This window comes from Wenzhouxiangella marina, from assembly GCF_001187785.1.
GTDB lineage: Bacteria > Pseudomonadota > Gammaproteobacteria > Xanthomonadales > Wenzhouxiangellaceae > Wenzhouxiangella > Wenzhouxiangella marina.
Window position 1 is genome coordinate 1,940,997 of record NZ_CP012154.1, and the last position, 12,905, is coordinate 1,953,901.

Annotated in this window: 9 protein-coding genes; 4 read left to right on the forward strand and 5 right to left on the reverse strand. The window is 62.9% G+C overall.

Annotated elements, in window-relative coordinates:
- Positions 1-105: 105 nt before the first annotated feature.
- On the reverse strand, positions 106-396 hold the full coding sequence (locus WM2015_RS08135) for a hypothetical protein (RefSeq protein WP_049725575.1): 291 nt from the start codon (positions 394-396) through the stop codon (positions 106-108).
- 272 nt (positions 397-668) lie between these two features.
- On the opposite strand from WM2015_RS08135, the gene WM2015_RS08140 reads away from it, so the two are divergent.
- Positions 669-2,954 carry a CSLREA domain-containing protein gene (locus tag WM2015_RS08140; protein ID WP_049725576.1) on the forward strand — a complete coding sequence of 762 codons (2,286 nt, stop codon included), beginning with the start codon at positions 669-671 and terminating at the stop codon, positions 2,952-2,954.
- A gap of 53 nt (positions 2,955-3,007) precedes the next feature.
- Positions 3,008-5,287 (forward strand): CSLREA domain-containing protein, encoded by a 2,280-nt coding sequence (locus tag WM2015_RS08145; RefSeq protein ID WP_049725577.1) that lies wholly within the window; start codon positions 3,008-3,010, stop codon positions 5,285-5,287.
- Positions 5,288-5,312: 25 nt separating this feature from the next.
- On the opposite strand, the gene WM2015_RS08150 is transcribed toward WM2015_RS08145, so the two are convergent.
- Together WM2015_RS08150 and WM2015_RS08155 are read right to left on the reverse strand one after the other, a co-directional pair.
- On the reverse strand, positions 5,313-6,092 hold the full coding sequence (locus WM2015_RS08150; protein WP_169751128.1) for a helix-turn-helix transcriptional regulator: 780 nt from the start codon (positions 6,090-6,092) through the stop codon (positions 5,313-5,315).
- Positions 6,093-6,264: 172 nt separating this feature from the next.
- Positions 6,265-9,189, reverse strand: coding sequence for a choice-of-anchor D domain-containing protein (locus tag WM2015_RS08155; protein ID WP_049725579.1), 2,925 nt, complete (start codon positions 9,187-9,189; stop codon positions 6,265-6,267).
- 197 nt (positions 9,190-9,386) lie between these two features.
- Here WM2015_RS08155 and WM2015_RS08160 point away from each other — a divergent pair, with 197 nt between their 5' ends.
- Positions 9,387-10,343, forward strand: a complete 957-nt coding sequence (locus WM2015_RS08160; RefSeq protein WP_156201005.1) for a hypothetical protein — start codon at positions 9,387-9,389, stop codon at positions 10,341-10,343.
- Positions 10,344-10,405: 62 nt separating this feature from the next.
- On the opposite strand, the gene WM2015_RS08165 is transcribed toward WM2015_RS08160, so the two are convergent.
- The gene (locus WM2015_RS08165) at positions 10,406-11,275 is read right to left on the reverse strand and encodes a DUF4097 family beta strand repeat-containing protein (protein WP_049725581.1); all 870 of its coding nucleotides are present in this window, start codon (positions 11,273-11,275) and stop codon (positions 10,406-10,408) included.
- 222 nt (positions 11,276-11,497) lie between these two features.
- On the opposite strand from WM2015_RS08165, the gene WM2015_RS08175 reads away from it, so the two are divergent.
- Positions 11,498-12,259, forward strand: coding sequence for a hypothetical protein (locus WM2015_RS08175; RefSeq protein WP_049725583.1), 762 nt, complete (start codon positions 11,498-11,500; stop codon positions 12,257-12,259).
- Between the two features lie 56 nt (positions 12,260-12,315).
- Here the strand turns inward: WM2015_RS08175 and WM2015_RS08180 are convergent, their stop codons facing one another.
- Positions 12,316-12,762: a DUF4399 domain-containing protein gene (locus WM2015_RS08180; protein WP_049727023.1), complete on the reverse strand. Its 447-nt coding sequence runs from the start codon at positions 12,760-12,762 to the stop codon at positions 12,316-12,318.
- Between the last annotated feature and the right edge of the window lie 143 nt (positions 12,763-12,905).

A 12,905-nucleotide genomic window follows, 5' to 3' on the forward strand; every position in this document is an offset into this window, starting at 1 on the left:
GCGAGCGATATGGCCACCGTCTCGATCTCGGTCCGAACCATGGAGATCTTCCGGGATCGCTTTGAATAGGGGCCAGACCCAGGACAGGCCACCACCTGACCGGCATCAAGGCTGATCGTTGTCTCGGGCCACGTAGGTAATGAAGAAGCCCTTGAGGTCACCGTCTTCCACATAGGGCTCGACGTCGATCACCGTGTAGCCGCGCTCGTAGTACTCGGCATGCAACTCGGTCATCGCCGCTGCCGCGCGATGGGTGCGGGTGAGGGGATTGACGTCATGGTAGATCGTCAGGCCCTGACCGGGCTCGGGGCTGAAATGACGATGGTCTTCGGCTTTGAGGCCTGAGCTCAGCATCGGCCCGCACAGCGCGACGGCCAATAGCAACTTGTTGATCATGTTTTCCACTCTCCTGGACTGGTGAGTCACGTTCCATACCCTTGCTTCACACGGCGCGGGCAGGGCCATGCCCGACCTCAAGCTTAATGCTTTCTTCGCGCCCGTCGTGAGTTCTTCATGCCCTTCGTGTTCGGGATTTCACTCGCTACCCACAGGCCTAAGTTCGAGAACACTGGCAGATCTGCCAGTTGATCAGGCCATCGCTGCGGGATAGATTTTCGCTCTGATCTCAAGGGGCGGCACGCGTGGGTTCGACGCGGCCGAATCAGACCATGCTAAGACACTCCTTTCTGACCGCCGCCGTCGCGCAGGCACTGCTGCTGGGTGCCGCCAGGGCGGCCACCATCACCGTCGATGCAACCATCGATGCGGTGCCGGCCGACGACGGCAGCTGTACGCTTCGCGAAGCCATCGAAAACGCCAACACAGACAGCCAGAATGGCCGCACCAGCCCGGGTGAGTGCGAGGCGGGGCAGGGGGCCGATCTGATCGACTTCGATGCGAGCATATTCGGCGGCACCCAGATCATCACCCTGAGCCAGGGCGAGATGGTGATCACCGAGTCGATCACGATCGCCGGCACCGGCGCGGAGCTGCTGACGATCGACGCCAATCAGGCCAGCCGCCATTTCCATATCGACGATGGCAGCAGCGGCGAGCTCAGCCAGGCGAACCTCAGCGATCTGGCCCTGGTCAACGGATCGGTCACCGGGAACGGCGGCGCGATTCTGACGCGTGAGAACCTGATCCTCGAACGATCGACGATTTCCGGGAGTGTTGCGGAAGGAAGTAGCGTTGGGATCGGCCGAGGAGGGGCGATCTATGCCGGTGGACAAGGCACGCCCAACGCATATCTGATGATCGAATCGTCAAACCTGATCAACAACGAGTCCCATATCTTTGGGGGCGCAGTCGTCGCTGAATTGGGTGATGACAGCTCCGTTGTCATCAACGACAGCTTTGTGGAAAACAACGCGTCCCTCCAGTCCGTCGGCGGCGCGAGAATACGATCGGGCATCAATGCCTCGATCCTGATCCAGAACAGTTCGATCAGTGTCAATACGAGCGTCTTCAACTACGGAGGACTCTTCATTCAGGTCGACGAGTCCAGCTCGGTTGTTTTGCAGGATACGGTGGTTTCGCAGAACTCGGGCAGGAGGATCGGCGGCGCGGAGATTCGCCTCGACTTCAGTCCGGCAAATGCGCCCGGTTCCCTCTCCATCCGAGACAGCTTCCTATCGGGAAACCTCGCTGAATTCGGCCCCGCAGGCCTGGCCACCTCTGCTCTGGGCCATGTCGACACAACGATCGAGCGAACCTCGATCAGGAACAATACCGCGACCCGTAGCTATGGCGGTGCGAACGTTTCATGGCATTCGGGCGACGTACAGATCATCGACTCGACCATCTCGGGCAACGTGGCGGGCCAGAACTCCGGCGGACTTTATCTCTCCTCCTATTCCGACCAGTCGGCCATTCTTGGCAATGTGTCGCTGATCGGGAGCCGGATCAGCGGTAATTCGGCGGCATCGATCGGTGGACTCAAGGTCTATCTGTATGGCAGCGAGCTTTCGGCAGCCAATCTGCTGATTTCAGGAAGCGAGATCTCGGACAACAGCGCCTACGACACGGCCGGCGCCGAGGTCTATCTCTACGGGCGCTATTCATCGACGTCGGCGACCATCTCCAACACGACGATCTCGGGCAACGAGGCGGATCGTTTCAATGGCGGGCTTCGCGTGCGCGCCACACGAGAGCCGGGCGAGACGCATGTCAATACCATCGAACTGGTGGACAGCACTGTCACGGACAATGCGGCGGACCTTGCCACCGCGACGCCGGGTGCCGGGGCGGGGATCCGCCTCTACGACATCGAGCCCGGCGCCGGACGCCTGAGCCTGAACCGGAGCATCGTGGCCGGTAACCGACTCGGCGGCGCGGGCACAGTGGTCGACCTGGACGCCAACGGTGTCGCCATCGAGGCGGCCTATTCGCTGATCGGCGACAACACGGGCTCGAGCCTGGCCGAAGCGCCTCTTGGATCACCCGATGCCAATGGCAATCTGATCGGCGATCCGAATGGAAGCGGTGTCATCGACCCGCGCCTGGGGCCGCTGTTCGAAAACGGCGGGTCGGCCCGAAGCCATGCGCCCAGGGCCAGCTCACCGGCACTGGATGCGGCAGGGACCGCCTGCAGCGGCCCGGACCAGCGCGGCGTGCCTCGGCCGCAGGGCGCGGCCTGTGACATGGGTTCGGTGGAGCTGACCGACGGGGTGTTTTCCGATCGCTTCGAGGCCTCGACGGTCATCACCGAGTTCGGCCGTCGAGTGGCCCGACTCGTGCGGGCGGGGCTGCTTGGGCTGCGAAGCGAGTCCTCCGAGGCCACTTTGCTGCTCGAGGCCAACGAGCCGGGGGCCCCGGATTTGCGTCACGCCTGGCTGCATGGGCGACATCGAGGGCGGGATCCCGAGATCCGCCTGTCGCGCTTCGAAGACGGCCAACTGAGCCTGGGCGCCTGGGTGGCCGTGACGGAACCTCATCTTGAAATTCGCTGGTAGGCCTCCGGCGCGCTCGACTGAGCCTCCAGGAACCTGCTGCACAAGGATCGATCATGCTGAAACCTAGCCTTCTGGCCATCGCCATCGCTCAGGGACTGCTCCTGCCTTCTGCACGAGCAGCGCTCATCACCGTCAACAGCGCCAACGACGGGCTGCCGGCCGATGACGGCAGCTGCACCCTGCGCGAGGCGATCGAGAACGCCAACACCGACTCGCAGAACGGCCGCACCAGCCCGGGTGAGTGCGCAGCAGGCAGCGGGGTCGACGAGATCGGATTCGACCCGGGCCTGTTCGGCAATGTCCAGCTGATCAGCCTGAGCCAGGGGGAGCTGGCCATTTCTGAATCGTTGTCGATCACCGGTCCGGGTCGGGACCTGCTGACGATCGATGCAAACCAGGCCAGCCGACATTTCAATATCGACGACGGCGTCGCTGGCAGCTTGAGCGAGGTGTCGATCAGCGACCTGAGCCTGAGCAACGGCGCGGTCAACGGGAACGGGGGCGCAGTCCTGAGCCGCGAGAATCTCTCGCTGTCGCGTTCGACGATCAGCGGCAGCTCTGCGCTGCCCAACGGCCCCACTGGAGGCGGCGCCATCTACGCTGGTGAGGCTGGCACCGCCAACGCCACTCTGAGTCTCGATGCAGTCACGCTGAGTGGCAACTTTGCGCGCACCTGGGGGGGCGCCTTGCGCGTGGAGTTCGATGAATCGGGCTCGGTCACCGTGTCCAACAGCGCCATCCTCGATAACTTTTCGCAACAGAGTGGTGGTGGGGCCTGGATTCGAGTCGGCGCAAACGGCTCGATCAGCCTCCAGGGCAGCCAGGTCAACGACAACGAGAGCGTGAGCAATTACGGTGGCTTGTTCCTGCGCGCCAACGGCGGCAGCGAGATTCTGCTCTCGGGCACCACGCTCAGCGGCAATCTGAGCCGGGTCATCGGTGGTGCGGAAATTCGATCCTATGAAAGCACGGCCGGCGCGCCGGGCACGATCACCCTTCGCGACACGATCATCTCGGGCAACAGCGCGGAATTCGGCGCGGCCGGCCTGCGGAGTGCGGCGGGTCCCTATGTGGATACGCTCGTCGAGCGAACCCTGATCGATGGCAACACGGCAGACCGGAGCGTCGGCGGCGCCAATCTGGTCTGGTCTTCAGGCTCCCTGAATATCGTGAATACGATCGTCTCGGGTAACAGTTCGAATGAGCGCATCGGCGGACTTGTACTTTACAACGGCACCGGACAATTCGAACTCACAGGCACAGCCACGATTACCGACAGCCGGATCGTCGGCAACGCGGCCAACTCGATCGGCGGGCTCTATGCGTATCTCTATGGGAGCGAGGTCTCGGGCGCCAACCTCACGATCTCGGGTACTGAAATTTCCGGCAACACGGCTTACGACACGGCCGGTGCCCAGATCTATCTCTACGGCCGCTTCTCCCCCGTAACGGCGACAATTTCCAACTCGACCATCTCGGGCAACCAGGCCGATCGATCCAACGGTGGGCTGCGCCTTCGCGCCTCGCGCGAAGCGGGAGAAACGCACGTCAGTACGCTCGAGTTGGTCGACAGCACCGTGACCGACAACGCCGCCGATCTTGCCGCCGCGACGCCCGGCGCCGGGGCGGGAATCCGTCTCTACGACATCGAGCCCGGTGCCGCTCGCCTGAGCCTGAACCGAAGCATCGTGGCCGGTAATCGCCTTGGCGGGACGGGCACCCTGGTCGACGTGGACGCCGACGGCGTGGCCGTCGAGGCGGCCTATTCGCTCATCGGCGACAACACGGGCTCGAGCCTGGCCGAAGCGCCGCTCGGCTCGCCCGACGCGAACGGCAATCTGATCGGTGACCCCAACGGGAGCGGCATCATCGACCCGCGCCTGGGGCCACTCACGGACAACGGCGGGACGACCCGCAGCCATGCATCCAGGGCCAGCTCGCCGGCACTGGATGCGGCGGGGGGCAGCTGTGGTGGTATCGACCAGCGCGGCGTGCCACGTCCCCAGGGCGAAGCCTGCGACATGGGCTCGGTCGAAAACGTGGACGATCTGTTCAAGGATCGATTCGAAGCCAGCACCTCAAGCGCCTCTTTTTCGAACGACCTCGTATGGCTCGATCGGCAAGCGCTCGATAGCCTGCTCGGTCCATCATCCGGGCCAGTGCTTGCCCTGCAGGGCAACGCGATCGGTTCATCGACGCTGCAACAACGCTGGGCGCAGGTCCGTCGCTTCGATGACCGGTTGGAGCTCCGCTTGAGCCGGGCGCGGGGGGATCGCATCGAACTGGGCAACTGGACGCCGGTCACGCGCCCTCAACTCGCGCTTCACTGGTAAGGCGGGCCGGGCAGGGCGCTTGTGTCTATCCCCTCGCCCGTCTCGGCTGATCTGATTCGTCGGGCGGACGTTCCGGGCCGAACGGCGAAAGACCGTATTCGACTGCGGCAAAGGCCACCAGCTGCTGCAGGCTGTGCAGGCCCGTCTGTTCCTTGGCGCGTTCCAAGTGATATCGGACGTTGGAATAGCTCATCCCGATGATTCGTGCAGTGTCTTCCAGCGACTTGCCAGCGACGATCCACTGCAGGCACTCCAGCTGGCGCTCGCTGAGAACGGAGCGATGCTCTGCTTCGATGCCCCAGGGCTGCCGGGCCAGACAAGCGGTCGTCAACAGCACCAGTTCCCGTACGACCGAGTCCGGAATCGGCTCGAACAGCCCGATAAGCGCGCCCAGGCCTCGCGGCGCATGGGGGTAGGGGACTGCGATCAGGTCCTTGAGCCCTCGCCCATCAGGCGGTTTGGTGGATCGGAGAATGATTACCGTCGAGAAAGGCAGGTAGCGAGAATAGCGGCGAAGGTGAAACGGCTGAGCGCGGGTCAAGGCCCAGCGCAGCAGCCAGGCCGGTGTGTTGTCGAAACCCTGCTGCGCAAAATCTTCGACCGAGAGCGCCTCCAGCTCACCGGACAGATCCTGGGCCCAGTGCACCTTTACCTCGTGGGCGGCGTGGCGCTCCAGGGGGTAACTGAAGCCGCAGACGCCGGCCACTGGCCGCTGGCGCAGCGCCTTCAACAAATCATTCAAGGCCCGATCACTGCTTTCCGCCTGCAACAGGCTCTGCAGCTCCGTATGTAAGTCCTGAGTCAATGTCCCTGCGCCTTGAGTCACGCGGACCGGCCGATCTGCCAGTCGAATCGTCTACGAGGTCGCCAGTGTACCGGAAGCCCTCAGAATGGCGTCGATGGGAGTGCCCGGATCCAATGAAAAGCCCCGGCGCGAACCGGGGCTTCTTCAACACAAGAACAAGGCCGCGACGGGATCAGCCGCCCAGGGTTCGACGAATGCCGAACAGACCAAGCACCATCAAACCGGCCCCCAGCAGTGCGGTTCCGACCCGGCCCATGACAGGGACGGGAAGGGCGGGACCGGCAGGCCCGGCCACGGCCGAGCCACTGAGCTGGACGGCCGAATCGCCGCCGAAGCTGTCGGACAGCAAGGCGACCGTCGCGTTGGCCGCCCCGGGCTCGGTCGGATCGAAGGCGAAGCTCAGCGTGCACGATTCTGCCGGAGCCAGCACCGTCGGACCCCCATCGAGACACAGGCCGGGGCCGGTCACCAGACTGAAAGGCGGCATCAGGGCACTCGCATCGCTGAAGGTCAGCGGTGCATTGCCCGTGTTGGTTACCGTTGTCGAGCCGATGAGGCTGTCGCCCACCGAAATGGCGCCGAAATTGATCGATGGCGAGCTGAGGCTCAGCACCGGTGCCAGGCCGACGCCGCTGACGGGCACGAGATCCGGGCTGCTCGGGGCATTCGACGGAATGCTCAGATTGCCGGTGAAGTTGCCCAGGGCAGGGGGCTGGAAAGTGACGTCGACCGTGCAGCTGGCCGTGGGTGCGAGGGTCTGGTTCGAACACGTATCGTTGAGCAGACCGAACACCCCGCCGCCCCGGACGGTCGAAATGGTCAGCGTCCCAAGGTCCAGATTCCCGGTTCCGGTGCTGGTGATGGTCAGCTGGGCAGAATCGTTCAGGCCGACCAGCAGGCCGCTGAAGTCGATGGCCGAGGTCGATAGACCGACATCCGGCTCGATCAGCCCCTGGAATTCATAGGCGCCCATGTCAGCGGCGGCAGCGACCAGCCTGGGAAAGCCCGGCCCGCGTTGATCATAACTGGGAAGACCGCTGACCGCGCCGCCGTCGATGGCTGGCGAAGCGGCTGCAAGCGCATGCGTTCGTCCGTTGTTGGGCGAGCCTCCGTTCAGCGCCAGCGGAGCGAGCAGGGGATCGACGTCGAGCAGGTTGCCGGCGCCGCTGTAGCTCAGACCCGCGGAATCGCCCACCAGTGAGGTATTCAAGGACACCACTGCCAGATTGGTCTCGATGTCCGAGGCACCGTAGTAGGTGCTGTTGTCTGCGATGATCGAGTTGTCGATCGAACCATTGGCGTCGGTCAGCACGCCCCCGACCAAAGAAAAGCCACCACGAGTGGCCAGGCTCGCGTAGTTGGAAGCCACGGTAGTAAAGTTCATGACCAGGTTGCTGGCGGAAATCCCGCCGACGAACCCGCCAGCATTGCCACTGACGGTGGAATTCTGGATGTCCACCTGGGAGCCCTGGCCGCGAGCGCCGAACAGATCCGCAGCGATGCCGCCGACATCGCCGCCGCCGTTGCCGGAGAACTCGGAATACTTGACGCCGCAGATCGATCCTTGCTCGCATTGCAGGCCCGCGGCACCGCCGTCCAGGGCGGCGACATTGTCGAGCAGACGCGAGTTCTGCAGAATGCTGTAGCCCGAGGAACTGTAGACGCCCCCGCCATTGTTGCTCTGGATCAGGCTGGCGTTGAGACCGAGATAGGCGTCTGCGACGAAAACGCCGCCGCCGACCTGGGGAGCCGTGTTGGAGGAAACCGTACTGTAGGCCAGGTAGCCGTCGGCGCCCTGGAGCATGATTGCACCGCCGGCACCGGATCTAGGGCCATAACCTCGATCGATGCCACCGCTCAGCACCTCGTTCTGGGTCAGCGTCAAGCCATAGCCCAGGAACCGTGGCCCACTGAGGCCTCGATTCGGCGGCGGCAGCACACCGTAGTAGGACGCCATCACTACCGCACCGCCGGATTGAGCGGCCGTGTTGTTGGCAAAGCTCGTGGTACTGGCCTCGACAGCGGAGTTCAGACCACCGATGGCCGCCCCGAAAACAGCGTAGTTGTAGTCGAAGCTGCTGTCGGTGATGAGAATCTCGTTGGACAGGGGAACCGGCGCCCCCTGGGGCCCCGGGCCGCCCGTGATCACTGGCGCCGCCGCGATGGCGCCGCCGGTTTGAGCGGAATTGGCCAGGAAGAACGAGTTGTCGATGCTCAGGTTGACCGGCGTCGTGCCGGTGATGATCACGGCGGATCCCGTCGTGCCCGCAGCCCGTTCAGGGCGTTTGCCGCCACTGATTTCGTTGTAGCCGGCGCCGATGGCACCACCGCCGATCTGGGCCAGATTGTTGTAGAAGTAACTGTTCTCGACCACGAGCTGGGCGGTCAGGTAACCCGGCGGAGGACCGCCCCGCTGCGGATTCTCGAGGGGGCTGACCTGAGCGCCAGCACCGAAATCCGCCTCGTTGTAGAAGAAGCTGGAGTTGCTCACTCGCGCATAGCCGCGAGTGACCCCGATGCCGCCGCCCTGGTAGGTGGTCCGATTGAAGTTCAGCGCGCAATTGTCCACGGAAACCGCGGCTCCGTAGACCTCGATTCCGCCGCCCAGATAAAAGGCGTAGTTGTTGGAGATCAGACAATCCTGAAGGCTCACGTCAGCATCGTTGTGCGCGTAGACAGCGCTGCCGTTGCTGCTGTATCCGCCGGTCAGGGTGATGCCGCCGATGGTCGCAGTGGCACCATCGACATTGAAGATTCTAGAGCTGCTGTTGGCATCGAGCGTCAGATCGGCCGATCCGGGCCCGGCAATCGTCACGTTCGAGCTGATCAACAGTTCGCCGTTGCTGAGCGTGATCGTGCCGGTCAAGCCGGGTTGGAAGACGATCTGATCATTGATCCCGTCACCAGCGTCGCAGCTGTCGACCGCTGACTGCGTATTGACGGCCTCGATGGCCGAGCGCAGCGTGCATTCCTCGACGAAGCCCGGATCATCCAGGGAATCGACGGTGATGGTTGCGGCGGACAGTTGCGCAGCCGACAAGGAGGCGGTGATCGCCAGCGCGAGGCGAGAAGGATTGACTTGGTACTTCGCGGACATCGAAGAAGGCTCCCCAGAATGTTGCTACAGGCGCATATCTCCCTGAATAGCGCCAACCAGGCCCGTATTGTGACGCTGATCCCAAAACAATACAAATCGGAGCCTGGGTCGGTGGGCCGACCGACCTTCCTGACCAAACCAATAATTATACATAATATACATTATGCGAACTTATGGGCGAGGCAAGACGCGAGGACATGCATGGCATACTGTTTTTTGTTGGCCGTTCTGCTTCCATCATACGGGGACTTGAAACCATGCGATTCGCAAGATCCGCTTCACTCATTGGACTGGTACTGCTCTGTTCAGGCTGCGACCAGTTCGGCCCGGCGGTCAGCCTGCATCAAGATCGACAACAGACCATTGAGCAGCTGCAAACCATTTCGGAGCTTCAATACGCGTTGCGAGCGTTCCCTATGGCAAGTCGCGAAATCCCGAATGGCAATGCAGATGCCATACAGGAGCTACTCGCCATTCAGAGCAGCGTCAGAGCTCTGCTCCAGTCTCTTCAAGATGGTGGCATCGGCGAAAACCCACATAGGGGATTCTCATACTTCGCGACGTTCGAGGAGATCCAGTGGAATTGGGAACAGACCGACGCGCGCATCACGGCTCTGCTCGAGCAGAGTTCAACCATGTTGAACCTGCACGAGGAAAAAGTCCGGCTCCATGAAGCGATCCCTCAGATTCAAATGCGCCTTGACCAGACCGCCATGCAATTGATCAGCTCGCAAGCTCCAGCGGTTCAGGTCCACTTTACGAACCGTCTGATGACCCTGACGGAACGATGGATCCGCAAATCCGAAGCGATCCTGGCGGGTCCCTTTACAGGTCGAGCCATGGTTGCCAGCGCCACTGGGGAACTGGATTACTTCAAGCATATTCAAACGGCGCTGCTGAACGGCAGCGAGACCCTCGGACTCGGCGCTATCGAAGACAGCCAGGCTCGAGAAATCCTGCTCCAAGCCTCTCGCGATATCGACGCCGCAGAACATGCTCTACGCTCACTTATCGAGCAAAGCGAAGCGATCGTGGAGATCAATAGTCTAGCCGACACGATCTGGCTGGATGTAGAGGACTTGGCACAAGACTGCCTGACGCTGTCGCGGGAAATCGCTTCTGCAAGCCAGACAGGCAGCGCGCGCGGAGAGTAGCTCAACCGGTCGTCCCTGAAACAACAAGCTACCCGCCGGAGTCCGGCAGGCAGCCCTCGGCGTCAGGGCTCGGTTCGCTCGACGCCGCCGTCGACCCGGCCCTCGATATTCGTCATGACTCGCTGATCCACCTCGACCTTGCCGTGGACCGCGGCGCCTTCGGCGACGTGCAGCTCGGGCGCTTCGGCGTTGTAGTCCGCATCGAGACGGATGATCACATCGCCGTTGACCGTGCTGCCCGGGCCGATCCAGATCGACCCGGCATCGGAGTATTCGTGGCCGCTCAGGGGACTCCAGGAGCTGTCCTGGTCGATCACTTCGATGATCACATCACCGCCGACTTCGCTGCCATCGCGAACGCGGATATCGCCGTAGCGTGAGCGGAGATGCTCGACGACGCGGGCGCCACTCAAGTGAATTTCACCGTTTCGGGTCTCGATGGCACCCCCGACCTCGGCACTCTCGAGCACCGTGACGCTGCCGTTCCGGGAACTGATCGAGGCCCCCACGCGGGCCTCCGACGCCACTGCAATGGCGCCATTGCGGGTCACGATCCCAGCGCTCACACTAGCGCCCTGCCCCAGTTCGATCGCACCGTTGCGGGTCTCCGCGCTGTCCACCTGTCCACCAGCGGCGATCACGATCGCGCCATTGCGGGTGCTGACATCCGCTGCAGTCGTGCCCGCACCCAGGTTGACGCTGCCGTTGCGGCTTTCGATGCTGCCGACGCGCCCACCTTGAGCCACGGTGACGGACCCGTTGCGGCTGTCCAGATCGCCGGCGACGACTTCGATCCCGAGTTGAATGCCGCCATTGCGTGAAGAAATCTCTCCTTCGACGATCGCCCGGTCTCCGACGATGATCGGCTCGTTACGACTTACCAGATCGCCGTCGTGGCGCGAATCTGCGGACACCATCACGGGTTCGGCCATCGCTGAAATGCTGGACAGGCAAAGCGCGCTGACGATCAAGAGGCCAAGTGACTGCTTTGCGATAGTGGTCAAGCGCTTGCTGTGCATTGGGCACTCCATGGGCGTAGATGTTTGCTTGGCCCCTATTCAAACGCAGAGGGATGCCCAGCGTCACGTGCAAAAAGTCACGTCCTTGCCTGCCATAATATGAGCTATATCTGATGCACAAAGGAGCTTCCCGCCATGTTCAAACGCTTGTTCCTGACCACTGCTGCGCTGCTGATCATTCTCACGGGCCCTGCAATCGCCGAACAGGAGACCGAACGATCCACCGCCTTGAAGGTGCAGGTTCGTTCCCTTGATGCCAAATTCATCGGTACGGGCGTCGGCGGACTGAACGTCAGCATCATTGACCTGGAAACCGGTGCCGTGCTCGATCAGGGTCGCATCGAAGGCGCCACGGGCAATACCGGCGACATGATGACCACGGGGCAGACCCGTGGACTTACTCCGTCGGCGCCCGCATCGGCCTCCTGGACGGCTCACCTGGCCATTGACGAGCCGACCCAGGTCGCGATCGAGGTCACCGGCCCCCTCGACGTGGCGGGAAGCATTCGCCATCAGCGAACGAGCTTCTGGATGCTGCCCGGGGTGGATCGCGTCGATCCGCCGCTCGTGCTCCATCTGCCCGGTTTGATCGTCGATGCAGTGGCGATCGACGCCGAAGAAGCCGCGCTGCAGATCACGAGCGCCGTGACGATGCTCTGCGGTTGTCCGATCAACGAGGACGGCCTGTGGCGGGCCGGTGACTTCAGCGTTCGCGCCCTGCTCTACCGCGGCGATGAGGTGGTGGCCACCACGGATCTGGCATTCACGGGCACCACCAATCAGTTCGCCGGCCGGATGGAGGGACTGGAGGCAGGCGACTATCGGCTGTTCCTGACTGCTCACCAGCATTCGACGGCCAATACCGGCGTCTTCGAGCAGCCCATCCGGCTGCCCTGAGCGATGGCCTGCCGGGTCGCTCGGGCTGCCCGGCAGGCTCACAGGGAGCCGATTCCTCAGTCGGTCACCCGAATCACGATGACGTCGGACAGGACCGGCGGATCGTGCGGGACATGGTTGTGATCGCCGAGGAGCAGCTGCAAGCGATACTCCCCCGGCGCCAGCTCGATTTCGGTCTCGGTCTGGCCACCACCGAAGTGCACGACCTGTTCCGTTGCAGGCAGAGGCATGTCGAAGGACGGCATCTCGCTTTCATCGAGATCGATCAACAGGTGGTGATGCCCGGTGTGCTGGGCACGCGTCCCCGCTGGCGCAACCCCCATCCCGCTCAGTCCGAAGCGGACTCGGACCGGCGAGGTCAGCGTCTCGCCATCTGCAGGGCTGATGAAATAGACCCTCGCATCCTCCGGCGCTGGAGAGCGAGGCATTCCCTGGGCCAGCGCTAGGCTGCTCGATGCGGAGAAACCCGCGGCCAGGGCGAAAAAAGCGATCCTGCGAAACATTTCCAGCTCCTTCTTCAATGGTCGACGATTCGGCCGCTAGGCCGATTCCAGCGCCGCAATCATACCGATGCACCGTCAAGCGGGGATTGATCCTGGCGAGCCCGTGGCCAAGCGACTATAGTGACGGCTGTTCCGCGGTGGGA